The sequence below is a fragment of the Nitrospirillum guaranorum genome (genome assembly GCF_034653275.1).
Classification (GTDB): domain Bacteria; phylum Pseudomonadota; class Alphaproteobacteria; order Azospirillales; family Azospirillaceae; genus Nitrospirillum.
The window spans coordinates 498,453-515,678 of record NZ_JAYEES010000004.1 but is presented as its reverse complement, the minus strand read 5'-3'; the positions used below and the strand labels follow the sequence as shown (position 1 = coordinate 515,678).

Annotated in this window: 16 protein-coding genes; 12 read left to right on the top strand and 4 right to left on the bottom strand. The window is 68.8% G+C overall.

Annotation, left to right across the window (positions count from 1 at the left end; translation table 11 throughout):
- The first annotated feature begins 174 nt into the window (after positions 1-174).
- The 3 genes from UAJ10_RS24140 to UAJ10_RS24130 all read left to right on the top strand — a co-directional run bounded on the left by UAJ10_RS24140 (position 175) and on the right by UAJ10_RS24130 (position 2,811).
- The gene (locus UAJ10_RS24140) at positions 175-900 is read left to right on the top strand and encodes an SDR family oxidoreductase (RefSeq protein WP_322917799.1); all 726 of its coding nucleotides are present in this window, start codon (positions 175-177) and stop codon (positions 898-900) included.
- A gap of 70 nt (positions 901-970) precedes the next feature.
- On the top strand, positions 971-1,765 hold the full coding sequence (locus tag UAJ10_RS24135; RefSeq protein WP_322917798.1) for an SDR family NAD(P)-dependent oxidoreductase: 795 nt from the start codon (positions 971-973) through the stop codon (positions 1,763-1,765).
- A gap of 20 nt (positions 1,766-1,785) precedes the next feature.
- Positions 1,786-2,811 (top strand): alpha/beta hydrolase, encoded by a 1,026-nt coding sequence (locus UAJ10_RS24130; protein ID WP_322917797.1) that lies wholly within the window; start codon positions 1,786-1,788, stop codon positions 2,809-2,811.
- Between the two features lie 4 nt (positions 2,812-2,815).
- Here the strand turns inward: UAJ10_RS24130 and UAJ10_RS24125 are convergent, their stop codons facing one another.
- Both UAJ10_RS24125 and UAJ10_RS24120 read right to left on the bottom strand, forming a co-directional pair.
- The gene (locus UAJ10_RS24125) at positions 2,816-3,172 is read right to left on the bottom strand and encodes a hypothetical protein (RefSeq protein WP_322917796.1); all 357 of its coding nucleotides are present in this window, start codon (positions 3,170-3,172) and stop codon (positions 2,816-2,818) included.
- A gap of 107 nt (positions 3,173-3,279) precedes the next feature.
- Positions 3,280-4,419 carry a glycoside hydrolase family 43 protein gene (locus UAJ10_RS24120; protein ID WP_322917795.1) on the bottom strand — a complete coding sequence of 380 codons (1,140 nt, stop codon included), beginning with the start codon at positions 4,417-4,419 and terminating at the stop codon, positions 3,280-3,282.
- Between the two features lie 273 nt (positions 4,420-4,692).
- Here UAJ10_RS24120 and UAJ10_RS24115 point away from each other — a divergent pair, with 273 nt between their 5' ends.
- From UAJ10_RS24115 to UAJ10_RS24095, 5 genes are all read left to right on the top strand, one after another.
- Positions 4,693-5,691 (top strand): cysteine synthase A, encoded by a 999-nt coding sequence (locus tag UAJ10_RS24115; RefSeq protein ID WP_322917794.1) that lies wholly within the window; start codon positions 4,693-4,695, stop codon positions 5,689-5,691.
- Positions 5,692-5,726: 35 nt separating this feature from the next.
- Entirely contained in the window at positions 5,727-6,578 is an 852-nt protein-coding gene (sseA, locus tag UAJ10_RS24110; protein ID WP_322917793.1) for a 3-mercaptopyruvate sulfurtransferase, read from the top strand.
- A 28-nt stretch (positions 6,579-6,606) separates the two neighbouring features.
- Positions 6,607-7,230 (top strand): GNAT family N-acetyltransferase, encoded by a 624-nt coding sequence (locus UAJ10_RS24105; RefSeq protein ID WP_322917792.1) that lies wholly within the window; start codon positions 6,607-6,609, stop codon positions 7,228-7,230.
- A 185-nt stretch (positions 7,231-7,415) separates the two neighbouring features.
- Positions 7,416-8,129 carry a GNAT family N-acetyltransferase gene (locus UAJ10_RS24100; RefSeq protein ID WP_322917791.1) on the top strand — a complete coding sequence of 238 codons (714 nt, stop codon included), beginning with the start codon at positions 7,416-7,418 and terminating at the stop codon, positions 8,127-8,129.
- Complete coding sequence (locus tag UAJ10_RS24095; protein ID WP_322917790.1) at positions 8,126-9,340, top strand: FUSC family protein; 1,215 nt, start codon at positions 8,126-8,128, stop codon at positions 9,338-9,340. The genes UAJ10_RS24100 and UAJ10_RS24095 overlap by 4 nt, the downstream gene beginning before the upstream one ends.
- Positions 9,341-9,584: 244 nt before the next feature.
- On the opposite strand, the gene UAJ10_RS24090 is transcribed toward UAJ10_RS24095, so the two are convergent.
- Together UAJ10_RS24090 and UAJ10_RS24085 are read right to left on the bottom strand one after the other, a co-directional pair.
- Positions 9,585-9,962, bottom strand: coding sequence for a hypothetical protein (locus UAJ10_RS24090; protein ID WP_322917789.1), 378 nt, complete (start codon positions 9,960-9,962; stop codon positions 9,585-9,587).
- 331 nt (positions 9,963-10,293) lie between these two features.
- Positions 10,294-10,575 (bottom strand): hypothetical protein, encoded by a 282-nt coding sequence (locus tag UAJ10_RS24085; RefSeq protein WP_322917788.1) that lies wholly within the window; start codon positions 10,573-10,575, stop codon positions 10,294-10,296.
- A 391-nt stretch (positions 10,576-10,966) separates the two neighbouring features.
- On the opposite strand from UAJ10_RS24085, the gene UAJ10_RS24080 reads away from it, so the two are divergent.
- The 4 genes from UAJ10_RS24080 to UAJ10_RS24065 all read left to right on the top strand — a co-directional run bounded on the left by UAJ10_RS24080 (position 10,967) and on the right by UAJ10_RS24065 (position 17,191).
- Complete coding sequence (locus tag UAJ10_RS24080; protein ID WP_322917787.1) at positions 10,967-12,295, top strand: amidohydrolase; 1,329 nt, start codon at positions 10,967-10,969, stop codon at positions 12,293-12,295.
- A 99-nt stretch (positions 12,296-12,394) separates the two neighbouring features.
- The gene (gene metC / locus UAJ10_RS24075) at positions 12,395-13,591 is read left to right on the top strand and encodes a cystathionine beta-lyase (protein ID WP_322917786.1); all 1,197 of its coding nucleotides are present in this window, start codon (positions 12,395-12,397) and stop codon (positions 13,589-13,591) included.
- A gap of 20 nt (positions 13,592-13,611) precedes the next feature.
- On the top strand, positions 13,612-14,034 hold the full coding sequence (gene hisI / locus UAJ10_RS24070; RefSeq protein WP_416235418.1) for a phosphoribosyl-AMP cyclohydrolase: 423 nt from the start codon (positions 13,612-13,614) through the stop codon (positions 14,032-14,034).
- A 136-nt stretch (positions 14,035-14,170) separates the two neighbouring features.
- Complete coding sequence (locus tag UAJ10_RS24065; protein ID WP_322917785.1) at positions 14,171-17,191, top strand: response regulator; 3,021 nt, start codon at positions 14,171-14,173, stop codon at positions 17,189-17,191.
- Positions 17,192-17,226 lie beyond the last annotated feature (35 nt).

Sequence of the window (17,226 nt, the reverse complement as noted above, 5' to 3'; positions counted from 1 at the left end):
TCTGTTTCGTGTCGTCCCCACCCTCGCCCGTCCCGCGCCCGCGAAAAACGGGACAGTCGCGGAAGCACTATTCACGTTTTGGAAAGAGTGCTTTGGCAACGGCGCCCATTCTTGCCGCCCCGAGCCGGTGCTACATCAAAGGCCATGCAAACATTGGCAGAAGGACGCATGCAAATGTTCGACCTTACGAATAAGGACGTGCTGGTCATTGGCGGTTCCTCGGGTATAGGCCTGGCCACGGCGGTCGCCGCCGCCAAGCTGGGCGCCCGGGTCACCATCGCCTCGCGCAGCGCGGAAAAGGTGGCGGCGGCGGTGGACGCCATCGGCCAGCAGGCCCAGGGCCGCACGCTGGACACGCTGGATGACGCCGCCGTCGCGGCCTTCTTCCAGGTGGGCAAGACCTACGACCATGTCGTCGTCACCGCCGCCAGCACCAGCCGGGGCACGGTGGCGGAGATGCCGCTGGCCGACGCCTACGCCTCGCTGAATTCCAAGTTCTGGGGCGCCTACCGCGTGGCGCGCGCCGCCACGGTGGCCGACGCCATCAATCCGGGCGGTTCGCTGACCCTCGTCACCGGCTACCTCGCCATCCGGCCCAAGAAGGGGGCCGCCCTGCAGGCCGCCATCAACGCGGGGCTGGAGGCGCTGGCCAAGGGCCTGGCCCTGGAACTGGCGCCGGTGCGGGTCAACGCCGTCTCCCCCGGCTTCGTCGACACCCCACTTTGGGGCGACGCCCCCACGGCGGAGAAGGCCGCCCGCCTGGCCGGCATCGCCAAGGGCCTGCCCGCCGGTGTGGCCGGCCAAGGCGAAGACCTCGCCATTCAAATTATCGCCGGAATGGTCAATCCCTACCTGACCGGCAGCGTTACCTATGTGGACGGCGGCGGCGCCCTGGTCTGACCCCCCGCCCCTTCCGCCCTGCCTGCCCCATCCCTGACAGCCCACTTTCCCCGACAAAGAGAGCAAAACCATGCACATCGATTTGAAGGGCCAGACGGCCATCGTCACCGGTTCCACCGCCGGCATCGGCTTCGCCATCGCCCTGGGCCTGGCCCAGGCCGGCGCGTCCGTCATCCTGAACGGCCGCAGCCAGGCCACCGTCACCGCCGCCGTCGCCAAGCTGAACGATCTGGTGCCCGGCGCCGACGCGCGCGGCGTGGCCGCCGACGTCAGCACCGCCGAGGGCGCCGCCGCCTTGCTGGAGGCCGTGCCCCAGGCCGACATCCTGGTGAACAACGCTGGCATCTTCGAGCTCAAGGACTTCTTCGAGACGCCGGATGAAGACTGGACCCGCATATTCGAGGTCAACGTCCTGTCCGGCGTGCGCCTGTCGCGCGGCTACCTCAAGGGCATGCTGGAGCGCAACCAGGGCCGCATCATCTTCATCTCGTCCGAATCCGGCCTGAACATCCCGGAGGACATGATCCATTACGGCTTCAGCAAAACAGCCCAGCTGGCGGTGTCGCGCGGCCTGGCCAAGCTGACGCGCGGCAGCAAGGTCACCGTCAACGCCGTGTTGCCCGGCCCCACCCTGTCGGAAGGGGTGGAGGCCCTGCTGAAGGACCAGGTGGCCAAGACCGGCAAGCCGATCGAGGAGGTCGGCGCCGATTTCGTCCGCGCTTTCCGCCCGACCTCGCTGATTCAGCGGACGGCGACGGTGGAAGAGGTGGCGAACATGGTGGTCTACGCCTGCTCCCCCCAGGCGTCGGCCACCAATGGCGCCGCCCTGCGCGTGGACGGCGGCGTGGTCGATTTCATCGCCTGATACTGGAAGGGCCATCCTTCATGCGACGCATGCTTCCGCTGCTCCTGGCGGCCGTTCTGGCCGCCAGCTCCGCCGTCTTCACCACGGCGGGGGCATCCACCATCGCCCCAGCGACGGTGGAGCCCATCGGCATCGCGTTGGAGGGATGGCCCTATCCCTTCCCCGTCAGTTATTTCGAGTTCGTGGTGGAGGGGCAGACCCTGCGCCAGGCCTACATGGACGTGGCGCCGACGGCCAGGCCCAATGGCCGCGTGGCCCTGCTGTTCCACGGTCGCAACTTCCCCGCCAGCTATTGGGACGCGGTCATCCGCGCCTTCGCGGCTGACGGCTATCGCGTCATCGCCACCGACCAGATCGGCTTCGGCAAATCGTCCAAGCCCGACCTGCCCTACAGCTTCGATTTCTTCGCCGCCAACACGGCGGCCCTGCTGGACGGCCTGGGCATCAAGCAGGTGGATCTGGTGGGCCATTCCATCGGCGGCATGCTGGCCGCCCGCTTCACCCGCACCTACCCCGGCCGCGTGCGGCGCCTGGTGCTGGAGGCGCCCGTGGGGCTGGAGGATTACCGCCTGACCGTGCCGCCGGTCAGCGACGCCTTCCTCTATGACCGCGAATACGCCCTGACGACGGACGCCTACCGCGACTTCCTGAAGAACACCTACTCCCTCTCCGGTCCCGTGGCGGATATCGAGCCCTTCGTCACCCTGCGCGAACGGCTGAAGGCCAGCGGCGAGTATCCGCGCTGGGTGAAGTCCTTCATCAAATCCTACCAGATGATCCACGACCAGCCGGTGGTGCACGAATACCCGCTGATCGCCACCCCCACGCTGTTCATCATGGGGTCGGCCGACCACAACGCGCCGGGCAAGCCCTACACCACCAAGGAATTGGGTGCCGGCATGGGCCGCAACGCCGACAACGCCAAGGCCATCGCCGCCACCATGCCCAACGCCCAGGTGGTGGTGTTCGACGGCGTGGGCCATTTGGTGCACGTCGAGCGGCCGGACGCCTTCAACAGGACGGCGCTGGACTTCCTGGACCGCTGACGCCTCAGAGGTCGTCGTAGAGGTTGCCCTCGCCCGGGGGCGGGGCGGGCTGCTTGCCGGGGCGGGAACCGCCTTGCTTGGCCGCCGCCGCGTCCGCGCGCACCGCTGCCAGCGGGCGGTCGTCCACCATCACGTCCTCATCCGTGTCCGGGCCGGGATCACTGTCCGGCTTGACGCCGGCGTTGCGCAGCCATTCCCCGCACCAGTCGGTGGACAGGGTGGTGGGGAAGACGCCGGCCGGCGCCCGGTCGGTCACCACGGGCGGATAGCGCCGGCACTGCCCCTTGGGCCCCCGCTCCCGCACACCGCCACCCAGCCAATGGCGACAGGTGTAGCAAATCTCGGAACGGCGGACGGCCATGGGACCAGGCTTTCGGCTGCGGAACGTCGGCGGCCTTTATATCACGCGCCCGCCCTTAGGGGGCAACCGGGGAGGACAGGCTGGCGCCCGCCCTCCCCACTCCGCACTCAGGGCACGAAGGGATCGACGGTCTGGATGGAGCCGTCGGCGTTGAAGTGCAACTCGGTCACCTTGACGTTGCGCAGGTGGTTTTTGCCGCTCAGCTGGTTGTCGGCGTAGAACAGCCAGGTCTTGCCGCCCCAATCCACGATGGAGTGGTGGGTGGTCCAGCCCTGCACCGGCAGCAGGAAGTGGCCCTGGTACGTGAAGGGGCCATAGGGGTTGTCGCCGGTGGCATAGGCCAGGAAGTGGGTGTCGCCGGTGGAATAGGTGAAATAGTAGGTGCCGCCGCGCTTGTACATCCACGACGCCTCGAAGAAGCGCCGCTCATGGTCGCCGCCCAGCAGGGGCTTGCCGTCCTGGCCCAGGATGACGACGTCACGCGGCTTTTCCGCGAAGGTCTTCATGTCCGGCGACAGCTTGGCGACCTTGGCGGTCAGCGCCGGCTTGTCGTCCTGCTTCAGATCGGTGTCGCCGACGCTGGCGTCATAGTGGCCCTTGGCCCACTTCTGCAGCTGGCCGCCCCAGATGCCGCCGAAATAGATGTAGCTGCCGCCATCGGCGTCGGTGAACACGGCGGGATCGATGGAGAAGCTGCCGGGAATGGGCTTCGCCTCCGCCTTGAAGGGGCCGGCGGGCTTGTCGCTGGTGGCGACGCCGATGTGGAAGACGCCCTTCTTATCCTTGGCGGGGAAGTAGAGGTAATAGGTGCCGTTCTTGTACGCGGCATCCGGGGCCCACATGAATTCCTTGGCCCAGGGAACCTGCTCCACCGACAGCGCCACGCCGCCGATCGTCACCTTGCCGCCGATCGTGTCCATGGACAGGACGCGATAGTCGCGCATGGCGTACTGGCTGCCCAAATCGTCGTCGGGGATGCCGGCGTCGATGTCGTGGCTGGGATAGACGTAGATCTTGCCGTCGAACACATGCGCCGAAGGGTCGGCCGTGTAAATCTCGGTCACCAGCGGCTGCGACAGGAAATGCTTGCCGTTGAGGGCCACCGGATTCTGGGCCACACCGTTTTGGGCGGGCGACTGGACGGCGGTCTCGGGGGGCTTGTCCTGCGCCGCGGCGGGGGTCAAGGCGGAGCCGGCGGCCATGAGCGCGCCAACGACAGGCAGGGTGAGACCGAACAAACGACGCATGTATCCTCCCGATATTTTTTATGCTTTCCGGTAAGGAACCGGCAGCAAGGCCCGGAAAGTTACCGCTACCATTCGCGGAACACAAGGCCATCGGCAGGGCTTGAGGGCGGTGGTCGGGCGGGGTTTGCCAGCGGCGGTGGTGTGGTTTCCCCGCCGCTCAACGCCAATATGCGGGGGCCGCGCTTGAAGGGCGCGCGCGGGCTCACTAGTCTTTGCACATCTCTTCGGAGCCGCGTTGGCGGCGCCCGCACCTCGACACGACGGAAGACGGCCTTGGACATACGCGACGGTTTCATCGGAACGATCGGCCATACCCCCTTGATCCGGCTGGAAGCGGCCTCCAAGGCGACGGGCTGTGACATCCTGGCCAAGGCCGAGTTCCTGAACCCCGGCGGGTCGGTGAAGGACCGCGCGGCCCTGGCCATCATCCAGGACGCCCTCAAGCGCGGCGCGCTGAAGCCCGGCGGCACCATCGTCGAGGGCACCGCCGGCAATACCGGCATCGGCCTGGCCTTGGTGGGCAACGCCTGGGGCTTCAAGACGGTCATCGTCATGCCCGAGACGCAGAGCCAGGAAAAGAAGGACATGCTGCGCCTGATCGGCGCCGATCTGCGCCTGGTGCCGGCCGTGCCCTACAAGGACCCCGGCAACTACGTCCATGTCAGCCGCCGCATCGCGGAGGAGTTGGCGGCGACGGAGCCCAACGGCGCCATCTGGGCCAACCAGTTCGACAACCTGGCCAACCGCGAAGGCCACCGCGCCACCACCGGCGTGGAAATCTGGGAACAGACCGGCGGCAAGGTCGACGCCTTCACCTGCGCCGTGGGTACCGGCGGCACCCTGGCCGGCGTGGCCCTGGCCCTGAAGGAGCGCAACCCCAGCGTCCGCATCGTGATGGCCGACCCGCTGGGCAGCGTGCTGTACAGCTGGAAGAAGACGGGGGAACTGGTGTCCTCCGGCACCTCCATCACCGAGGGCATCGGCCAGGGCCGCGTCACCGCCAACCTGCTGGACGCGCCCATCGACGACGCCGTGCAGATCCCCGATGAGGAAGCCCTGCCCATCATCTTCGACCTGGTGAAGACGCAAGGCCTGGTGGTGGGCGGATCCAGCGGCATCAACGTCGCCGCCGCCATCCGGGTGGCGCGCGACCTCGGACCCGGCCATACGGTGGTGACGATCCTGTGCGACTTCGGCACCCGCTACCAGTCCAAGCTGTTCAACCCGGAATTCCTGCGGGAACGGAACCTGCCCGTTCCCGGCTGGCTGTGAAAGCCGACTGGCTGTCAAAGAAGGTGGACACCATCATGGACAAAAGCGCCCTCGTCACCACCGACTGGCTGGCCCAGCACCTGGACGATCCGGACATCCGGGTGGTCGACGCCAGCTATCACATGCCCGCCGTCCCGCGTGAGGCCAAGGCCGAGTTCGCGACCCAGCACATCCCGGGCGCCGTCTTCTTCGACATCGACGGCATCGCGGACAAGACCATCCCCCTGCCCCACATGCTGCCCACGGCCGAGGTGTTCGCCCAGGCCGTGGCCGACCTGGGCATCGGCCGCGACAGCACCGTCGTCGTCTACGACGTCTATGACCTGTTCAGCGCGGCGCGGGTGTGGTGGACCTTCCGCGTGTTCGGCCACGACAACATCTATGTCCTGGACGGCGGCCTGCCCAAGTGGCTGGCCGAGGGCCGGCCGACCGAAGCGGGCCCCGCCCAACCGAAGGCCGCCGGCGCCCCCATCGCCGCCCGCCTGAATCCCGCCCTGGTGCGCAACGCCGACGCCGTGCTGGCCAACATCGACCGCAAGGTGGAACAGGTGGTGGACGCCCGTTCGCAAGGCCGGTTCGAGGCGACGGCGCCGGAGCCGCGCGCCGGCTTGCGCGGCGGCCACATCCCGGGCAGCCGCAACGTGCCTTTCAACGACCTGATCGCGGGCGGCCGCCTGCGGCCGCCGGATGAACTGGCCGCGCGCTTCCAGGACGCCGGCGTGGACGTGAACCGCCCCCTGGTCACCAGCTGCGGCAGCGGGCTGACCGCCGCCATCCTGGCCCTGGCGCTCTATGAGATCGGCCAGCCGGACGTCGCCATCTATGACGGGTCCTGGACGGAATGGGGCGGCCGGGCGGACCTGCCTGTCGCCACCGGTCCGGCCTGAGGCCCGACCCCAACCCGAGGCCCGACCCATGGCGCTTGCGACCTGGACGCTGCCGGACGACCTGCCGGCGGGCAAGCTGCCCGTCACCGTCACCTATCTGGAGATGGCGGCGGCGCCCGCCGGTCCTGCCCGGCCGCGGCCTGACGGGGTGGACGGCCCGGTGCATGCCCGGAACTGCCCCACCGCCTACTACCGCTTCCTCTACGACACCGTGGGGGAGCCCTGGCTGTGGGAATACCGCCGCCGCATGGCGCCGGAGCGCCTGGCCGAGATCCTGGCCGACCCGGCGGTGGAGGTGCACGTCGTCTCCGTCCAGGGCGTGCCCGCCGGCTATATCGAGCTGGACGCGGAAAAGTTGTCCAGCGACGGCGCCATGGACGTGGCCTATTTCGGGCTGATGCCCTGGGCCATCGGCCGGGGCATCGGCCCCTGGCTGCTGGACTGGGGCGTGCGGCTGGCCTGGACCAAGCCGGCCGTGCGGCGGCTGACCGTCAACACCTGCACCTTCGACCATCCATCGGCCCTGGGCCTGTACCAGCGCGTGGGCTTCAAGGCCCTGCGGACGGAGGACAAGCTGGTGGACGACCCGCGCCTGACCGGCCTGCTGCCCCGGTCGGCCGCACCGCACATTCCCCTGGCCCGCCACCCTTAGACGGGCGTTTTTGCCGCATCCCCCGGTCCGCAAGGTTGCAGGAATGTCCGGCGTGTCATCCCTTGAGGGGCCGCGTCGCCTGCAATTCCGCACGCAATGCTGCACAGGAGGCTGGTCCCACCACCGAAGGCGGGACCGGGGCGATGGCGGACGTTGGCACGAGGGACACAGGCCAAGGGATGGGCATGGGGGCGATGGGCGAGGCGCCGCCCGGCAAGCTGCCCGTGCTGATCACCTTCATGGAAATGGCCAAGCCGCCGGAGGGCCCGGCGCGGCCCCTGCCGGAAGGGGTGCACGGTCCGGTCTTGGCCCGGCACTGCACCCTGGCCTATTATCGATTCCTCTACGACACGATCGGCGAGCCATGGCTGTGGGAGATCCGGCGGCGCATGGACCAGGGTGAACTGGCCCGGTTGCTGGCCGACCCGCAGGTGGAGGTGCATGTGATCCATGTCGACGGCATGCCCGCCGGCTTTGTAGAACTGGATTGGCGCCTGTTGCCGGCCGATGGCACGGTGGCCATCGACTACCTGGGCCTGATGCCCTGGGCCATCGGCCGGGGCCTGGGCCCCTGGCTGCTGGACTGGGCGGTGCGTCGGGTGTGGGAACGCCCGCGCGTCCGCCGCCTGACCATCAACACCTGCAGCTTCGACCACCCAGCGGCGTTGCCGCTGTACCAGCGCGCCGGCTTTCGCCGCCTGCGCCAGGAGCGCAAGTTCGTCGACGACCCTCGGCGCGCCGGCGTCCTGCCCCTGGGCGCCGCCCGGCACATTCCGTTGGCGCGGCCGGCGCCCCTCCCCGCGCCCGCTGGCTCGACCCTGCCCGAGGGCGCGCCGCCGCAAGCCGGCGACCCGTCCCGCCGGCCCATGGCCTTCCGCCCCACAGCGGGCAGCCCATGAGCCTGTTGGCGGCCGTGCGTGCGCCTGAGGTGCGATTGGCCTTCCGCGTCACCGTCGCCGGCACGGCGGCGCTGGCCATGGCCCGCCTGTTCAACCTGCCCCAGGGCTACTGGGCCGTCATCACCGCCATCATGGTCATGCAGGCCAGCATCGGCGGCTCTTTGAAGGCGGCGCTGGACCGGTTCGCGGGCACGTTGTCCGGGGCCGCGTGGGGTGCCTTGGTCGCCACCTTCGGCCAGCACGACACGCTGTTGCACTTGTGCCTGACCCTGGCCGTGGCGCTGGCACCCTTGGCCTGGCTGGCCGCCCGCTATCCGGTGTGCAAGCTTGCGCCCGTCACCGCCATCATCGTGCTGCTGACCTCCAGCGGAGGGACGCAATCGTCCTTCATGCTGGCGCTGGACCGCGTGTTCGAGATCGTCATCGGCAATGTCATCGGCCTGGCCGTGGCCCTGTTCGTGTTTCCCGCCCGCGCCCACGGCGTGGTGCTGACCACCGCCGCGCGGGTGGCCGACCTGTGCGCCGACATGCTGGACGTGCTGCTGGACCCGGACCTGGCCGACGACGTGCGCCAGGGCCTGTCCAAACGCCACGCCCAGTTGTGGGCGGCGCTGCGCCCCTTGGACACCGCGGCGGAAGAGGCGCAGCGGGAACGCCGCACCTGGCTGGGCGACCAGCGCGACCCGGCCCCCCTGGTGCGCACCCTGACGCGCGTGCGCCATGACCTGGTGATGGTGGGCCGCGCCACCAGCAACCGCGCGCCCTCGGGCGTGGCCGCCGCCCAGCGGTTGGAGGGGCCGCAGGCGGAGGTGCGCCGGCAAGGCGTCCTGTTCCTGCGCCACGCCGCCATGGCCATGCGCGCGCCCTCGGCCCTGCATGGGCAAGGGCAGATACCGCCCGTCGAGCCGGTGCAGGCCGCGACCCACGCCTATCTGGACATGGTGCAAACCCTACGGGCGGAGGGTGTGCTGCGGGAATTGCCACGCGGTGTGACGGGGCAGATCTACACCCTGTCCTTCGCGCTGGAGCAGCTGAGCCAGGATTTGACAGACCTGCACGCGCGGGCGGAGGAAATGATCCCGCCGGCCCGGCACCAGGACAAGGCAGCGGAGGGGGCTGCCGTGCTGACCGGCGTGGAACTCGTGGCCCCCCAGCCCCAGGCCCCCCAGTCCCCGGTTGCGACATCCCAGGACACGCCCCCAACCGGGTAATACCAGCGGCATGAGATTTCAACTCATGTCGCCATAGGACGCGACTGCGGCCGCCGGAGGGTTTCGGAAAGCGTCAGCGGACTGAAGCGCGAGGAAGCCCAGGCCACGGATGTGGCCGCCCGGCGATTGAGGGACGGCCTTTGAACGGTCACGATCAAATGCCGACAGTACAAGCACCGCCGGCGTAAGGCGGGGACGGGGCAAACCCCGCCGTCCCGCCCCGCCGGAGAGACGATGGACTTGATCAGCGGGCGGTGTCGGCCACCTGCTCGGCCGGCAGGGTGGCGAAGTCGCGGGCCACGGCCTTCAGGTCATGGATGGTGCGGTCATAGCTGTTGGCGATGGCGGCGCGGCCGTCGGGCGTCCAAGCGATGACGCTGCGGGCGCTCAAGCCGTCCAGGCAGGCCAGGCGGGCCTGGGCGGCCTTGCCATAGGCGCGGACTTCGGCGGTGGCGGCGTTGACGTCGGCGGCCGAGGCGGTGGCGGACAGGTGGTTCACGGGAGCCACGGGCGCCTTGCCGCAGGCGCGCTCGACACCCAGGGACTGGGCGGAGGCGGGAAGGGCGGCGGTGATGAGGCCACCCAGGACCAGGGCGGCGAAGACGCGGGAAACGGAAGCCATGTTATCTCTCCGATGGCGAAAGGTTGTGCCTTTGACGGTCGCGCCCTCCCCCGCGGATTGATTGGCGAAACTGCCATTTCGCAAACGCACATTATTTATTGTGCGTCGCGACAACCGTACGATTGGCCCGTTGGGGTGTCAACAACGCCCCTGGCCGCTGATAACGCTATCATCAGTCAGGCATATGGGCAGAAACCCTTGCGCTAAAAGCGAATTATCCTTCTGATCCGCATATGAGCGCATCGCGCATGGCCGCCATGCGCGGAACGAAAAAGGCGACCGGTCGCGGCCGGTCGCCTTGATCGACGGAAATTATCGGGCAGGAGTGGGCTTAGTCGCCGGAGGGTGCCGGGGCCATGGCCGGGCTGGTGGTGCCGCTGTTGGCGGCGACCTTGGCCAGGCAGGCGCTCCGCGCCTTGGCCTTGGCGGCGTAGCTGTTCACCTGGGCCACGAAGGCGTCACCATTGATGGAGGCGGGCCGCGCGTCCAGGCGCTTCAGCGATAGGGTGGGGGCCGGACCGCAGGGACCGGCATCAGCGGCCAGAGCGGCACCACTGGTCAGGCCGACCAGGGCGAAAAGGGCGCAAGCAATGGATTTGGACATTGCAGTCATGGGTCATCTCCTTGAAAAAACAAGGCCTTGGTGTCTTCTCGACCCGTACCCGCCCCGGTGCGGTCCGGCCTGTCGCCGGCTTCATTAATTTCACGTTATGGTGGTTGCGTTATGTAATAACGCTACATTTGCTTGTTACCGGTGTCAACAACGCCGACGGCGGGGAAGAGGCGCCTTCGCCATAGGGCAGCGGGTGCAAAAGATAGAAGGCCGAACCCCTTGGCCCCAAGCCGGCGTCCAGGGCGCCTTCCGTCAATTGCCACCACGCATAGCTGCCATGCGCCCTTACAAGCCCGCCACAGGCTGGCCCGCGCGGGGCGGACAGGTACCCTTTCCCCCACAAGGCCGCGCCGGATCAAGGCGATGGCGGGAAACAAGAGGGGCGGTGACAATGGGTAAGCGGCATTTCGGCTGGGTGTTGGCCTTGGGCACGAGCGTGGTGGGCCTGATGGCCGCCGCCCTGCCCGCCCACGCCGGCGATCGGGAGACGGCGCAGGCCACGGTGGATACCCGCGCCGCGGTGGAACAGCCCAAGATCATCGCCTGGCGCCGCGACATCCATGAGCATCCCGAACTGGGCAACCAGGAGACGCGCACGGCCGCCCTGGTGGCCAAGCATCTGAAGAGCCTGGGGCTGGAGGTGCGCACCGGCGTCGCCAAGACCGGCGTGGTCGCCGTGCTGAAGGGCGGCAAGCCCGGCCCCGTGGTGGCCCTGCGCGCCGACATGGACGCCCTGCCGGTGGTGGAGCAGGTGGACGTGCCCTTCGCCTCCAAGGTCAAGACCCAGTACAACGGCCAGGAGGTGGGCGTGATGCACGCCTGCGGCCACGACACCCACGTCGCCATGCTGATGGGCGTGGCCGAGGTGTTGGCCGGCATGAAGGACCAGTTGCCGGGGACGGTGAAGTTCATCTTCCAGCCCGCCGAGGAAGGCTTGCCCAAGGGCGAGGTCGGCGGCGCAGAGCAAATGCTGAAGGAAGGCGCGTTCGAGAACCCCAAGCCCGACGCCGTCTTCGGCGTGCACGTCATCTCCACCCTGCATGCCGGCGATGTGGGCTACCGCCCCGGCCCCTTCATGGCGGCGGCGGATGAGTTCGTCATCACCGTGCACGGCAAGCAAAGCCATGGCGCCCTGCCCTGGACCGGTGTCGACCCCATCGTCACCGCCTCGCAGATCGTGCTGGGGATGCAGACCATCGAAAGCCGGCAGATGGAGGTGATCAAGGAGCCGTCCATCCTGAGCGTGGGCAGCATCCATGGTGGCAACCGCAACAACATCATCCCCGACACGGTGACCCTGAACGGCACCATCCGCACCTTTGACGAAGGCATGCGCGCCGACATCGACAAGCGCCTGCGCCGCACCGTCGCCGGTATCGCCGAATCCGCCGGCGCCACCGCCGACGTGGACATCATCAAGGGCTACCCGGTCACCATCAACAACCCGGAACTGACGGCCAAGATCGTCCCCACCCTGCAGCGGGTGGCGGGCAAGGACCATGTGAAGCTGATCGACAAGGTCACCCCGTCGGAGGACTTCTCCTTCTATGAACAGCAGGCGCCGGGCGTGTACCTGTTCGTGGGCATCACCCCGCCCGAGACGGACCTGTCCAAGGCGGCGTCGAACCACTCGCCCAAGTTCTTCGTGGACGAGTCCGGCCTGATCGTGGGCGCCCGCACCCTGGCCCACCTGACGGTGGATTACCTGTACGGGCTGTAACGCAACGGAGGCATGACGGGACGCGGCGGCGGGGCCGCTTCCCTGGGGCCGGGGGCGGTGCCAAGATGCCCGCCTATTTCCGTTTATGACTTGGCGCCCATGTCCCACGACACAAATGACTCTGGCGACAAAAACCCCGCCACCCTGCTGGTCCATGCCGGCCGCAACCCGCTGGACAATTACGGCGTGGTCAACGTGCCGCCCTATCGCGCGTCCACCATCCTGTTCTCCTGCCTGGATGAGCTGGAGGGGCACGATCCCGAGCATCGGGCGCCACGCTACGGCCGCCGCTCCACCCCCAGCAGCCTGGCGTTCGAGGACGCGGTGGCGGCGCTGGAGGGGGGGCACCGCGCGGTGGTGGCCAGTTCCGGCCTGGCCGCCGTCACCACCGCCTTGCTGGCCTATGCCAAGGCCGGCGGCCACCTGCTGGTGGCCGACACGGTCTACGGCCCGTCGCGCGATTTCTGCGACAAGGTGCTGACGCGCCTGGGCGTGACCGTGGAGTATGTCGACCCGCTGATCGGCGCCGACATCCGCCATAAGCTGCGGCCCGAGACCACGGCCATCCTGCTGGAATCCCCCGGGTCCCTCACCTTCGAGGTGCAGGACATCCCCGCCATATCCCGGGCCGCGCATGACAAGGGCGTGGCCGTGCTGGTGGACAGCACCTGGTCGGCCGGCATTTGCAGCAAGCCGCTGGACCTGGGCGCGGATGTCGTCATCCACGCCGCCACCAAGTATTTCGTGGGTCATGCCGACGCCACCGTGGGTGTCATTGTCGGCACGCGCGAGGCCTGGCAGCGGGTGAAGGACACCGCCCTGCAGCTGGGCCAGAACGTGGGCGGCGACGACCTGTATCTGGCCATGCGCGGCATGCGCACCCTGGCCGCCCGCATGGCCCGCCACCAGGAGACGGCGCTGGCCATCGCCCGCTGGTTGAAGGGGCGGGACGAGGTGCAGCGCGTCCTGCACCCGGCCTTCGCCGACTGCCCCGGCCACGACACCTGGAAGCGGGATTTCACCGGATCCAGCGGGCTGTTCACGGTGGAATTGAAGAGGCAGCCGCGCGCCGCCATCGCCGCCCTGGTCGACGGCATGTCCCACTTCGGCATCGGCTTCAGCTGGGGCGGGTTCGAATCCCTGATCCTGCCCACCGACCCGCGCAAGATCCGCACGGCCACGCCCTGGACCGGCACCGGCACCCTGGTCCGCCTGCACGCGGGCCTGGAGGACGCCGACGACCTGATCCGCGACCTGGAACGGGGCCTGGACCGCATGAGGGGAGCCACCGCGTGAGCACCGATATCACCTATCCCCTGCCCCCCTCCGTGGTCGAGGCGACGGTGGCCGCCATCCGCTTCGACGCCAACGGCCTGGTGCCGGCCATCGCCCAGCAGCATGACACGGGCGAGGTGCTGATGATGGCATGGATGAACGCCCAATCCGTGGCGGAGACCCTGGCCACCGGCCGGGTCTGCTACTGGTCGCGTTCGCGCCAGTCCTTCTGGCGCAAGGGCGACACCTCGGGCCAGGTGCAGCGCTTGCGCGAAATGCGGGTGGACTGCGACGGCGACACCCTGCTGCTGCTGGTCGACCAGGTCGGCGTCGCCTGCCATACCGGCCGACGGTCCTGCTTCTACCGGGCGGCGACGGCGGACGGCCTGTCCACAATCGCGGATGTGGTCACCGACCCCCTGGACCTGTATCCGCCGCATGGCCACAAACACGCGACAACTTAACTAAAAATCCAGCAATCGTTTGCCGTTTCCAGTATTGTCCAATTGACGGCGATTGCTTGGTCGCCGACCATTTGGCAGTGGGGTCCGGTCCGGTTTTTGGGTGGAACCAGCGGATCCCCCGTGGGGGAAGACGGGTATGACTGGCGCTGTTCAGGGGGCTGGTGGCGAATTGGGGTCGTCATCCCAACGCCCCCGTGACTTGGCGCAGGCCACCACCCTGTTCGCGGCCCCCACCACGCCATCGCAGCACGCGGCGGCCTTCCTGGTCGGCCTGGCGATGCTGGCCCTGTTCCTGATCGGCGCCATGGGGGCGAAGACGCCCGTTGGCAACATCCCCGGCCTGCTGCCCGCCTATGCCGTCATCATCCTGGTCACCGACCTGCTGACCTCCTTCCTGATCGCCAGCCAGTTCCTGCTGTCGGGACACCGCGCGCTGCTGTGGCTGGTGGGTGGCTACGCCTATTCCGGCGTCATGTCCGTGCTGCAGGTGGCGGCCCTGCCCGGCGCCTTCGCGCCCCTGGACCCGGACGGCACGCTGTCACAGTCGGCGCTGTGGCTGTACACGGCCTGGCACATGGCTTTCCCCCTGGCGGTGCTGGGCTTCGCCCAGCGGCAGCGCCAGGCCCCGCCGCCAGTGGCCGGTGAGGCGCGCAAGATGATGGCGCTGGGCGTGGGGGTGGGCGCCGTGCTGGCGGCCGGCCTCACCCTGGCCGCCGTCCTGTTCTCCATAGACCGCTGGCTGCCGCGCGTCACCCTGGTCAACACCTACAACAACGATATGGTGGTCAAGGTCATCTATGTGGCCATGCTGCTGATCAACTTCTGCACGCCGGCCATCCTCGCGACGGTGACCAAGGTCCGCACGGTGGGCCATCTCGGGCTGTTGATCTCCACCGTCGCCCTGGCGATGGACACGCTGCTGAACGGCCTGGGCCTGGCCCGCTTCACCCTGGGCTGGTTTCTGGCCCGCGCCGACGGCGCCATCGCGTCCAGCGTCGTGCTGCTGCTGCTGCTGGCGGAAATGGTCAGCCTGTACCGCCGCGTCCACCTGTTGAACGGCCAGTTGAACGCCCAGCGCGAGCGTCTGCTGGCCCTGACCGGCGACCTGGACCGCGCCCGGCGCACGGCGGAGGAGGCCCGGCAGGTGGCGGAACGGGCCAACGCCGCCAAGTCGGACTTCCTGGCCAACATGAGCCACGAAATCCGCACCCCCATGAACGGCGTCACCGGCATGGCGCAAATCCTGCTCGACACGCCGCTGACCACCCAGCAGCGCGGCTATGCCGAAATCATCCGCGACAACGCCGACGCCCTGCTGGGGGTCATCAACGACATCCTGGACATCTCGAAGCTGGAGGCGGGCAAGGTCAGCCTGGAACGCATCCAGTTCAACCTGGATGAGCTGGTGGACGGCGTCCTGTCCATCCTGGGCCCCAAGGCCCGCGACAAGGGGTTGGAGATCGGCGCCCTGGTGCATGAGGGCGCCATGGGCATGTGGTGGGGCGACCCCACCCGCCTGCGCCAGGTGCTGCTGAACCTGGTGGGCAACGCCATCAAGTTCACGGCAAAGGGCGCGGTGTCGGTGGACATCCAGCTGCTGGGTGACGTGCCGGCCCTACCGGAGCAGACGCGGCGCCTGCGCGTCACCGTGCAGGACACCGGCATCGGCATCGACCCGGCGCAGGCGGGCAAGCTGTTCCAGATGTTCGAGCAGGCCGACAGCTCCATCACCCGCCGTTTCGGCGGCACCGGCCTGGGCCTGGCCATCAGCCGGCAGCTGGTGGAGCTGATGGGGGGCAGCATCGGGGTGGAGAGCACGCCCGGGGAAGGCGCCACCTTCTGGCTGGACATCCCGTTGGAACGGGCGGTGGCGCCCAGTCGCGCCGTCCAGCCCCTGGGCGATCGCCTACGCGGCCGCCGCGCCCTGGTGGTGGACGACACCCCCGTCAACCGCCTGATCCTGGTGCATCACCTGATGACCTGCGGCATGACGGTGGATGAGGCCTCGGGCGGGCTCCAGGCCCGCAACCACCTGCTGCGGACCATGGCGGTGATGGACGGGACCCTGGACGGCGCTTGCACCGACGGCGGCCAGGCCGCCCTGCCGGACGTCATCCTGATCGACCACCACATGCCTGAGCTGGACGGACCCGGCCTGGCCGCCTGGATCCGGGCGGAACCGCGTTTGGCGGGCGTGCGCCTGCTGCTGGCCAGCTCGCTGGAGGCGCCGGCGGCGGGGGTGGGCGCACCCGAAAGCCTGTTCGACGCCGTGGTGCCCAAGCCCATCCGCCGGCCCCAACTGCTGGAGGCGCTGGCCAAGGCCTGCGGCCTGCGCGTCGAGTTGGCGGAGGCCGCCCCGCCCCGCTCCGCCCCGGCCACCACCCCGGCGGGCGCCAGCAAGCCCCGTATCCTGGTGGTGGAGGACAACATCACCAACCAGACCATCGCCTCGGTCCTGCTGGAAAAGGCGGGATACCAGGTGCAGATCGCGGAGGATGGGGCGCAGGCCGTGCGCGCCTGCCTGCAGACCCGTTTCGACCTGGTGCTGATGGACGTGCAGATGCCGGTCATGGACGGGATCGAGGCCACCCGCCGCATCCGAGCCGTGGACGTCCGCGTGCCGCAGATGCCCATCATCGCCATGACCGCCAACGCCATGGCGGGCATGCGCGAGGAGTACCTGGCCGCCGGCATGGACGACTATGTGTCCAAACCGTTCAAGTCGGACCGCTTCCTGGAAACGGTGGGCCGCTGGCTGGCGGAGCGCGCGCCCCAGCCGACGTCGGAACCGGACGCGACCACCCTGCTGCTGGAACCCCGGGTGTTGGCGCGGCTGGAACGGACGGTGCCGCCAACGGACTTCCGTGCCCTGGTCGACGGCATCGTCAGCCGCGGCCGCGGCAGGCTGGATGCCGTCCTTGACCTGAGCGCCGCCAACGCCACCGAGGCGCTGCGGGAAGCCACGCGCGACCTGGCGGTGATGGCCGACAGCTGCGGCCTGGTGCTGCTGGCCCGCCAGGCGCGTCAGCTGGGCGACAGCCTGGCCCAGCCGGATGGCGGGGCGGACGTCGACGGGCAGCTGCGGGCCCTGGCCGACCTGGGCCATCGCTCCTGGGACGCGCTGCGCCAGCGCTTCCTGGGTGTGAGCGTGGAGTAGCTTCCCCTCGGCGCTTCCCGCCTCGGCGGCTCCTT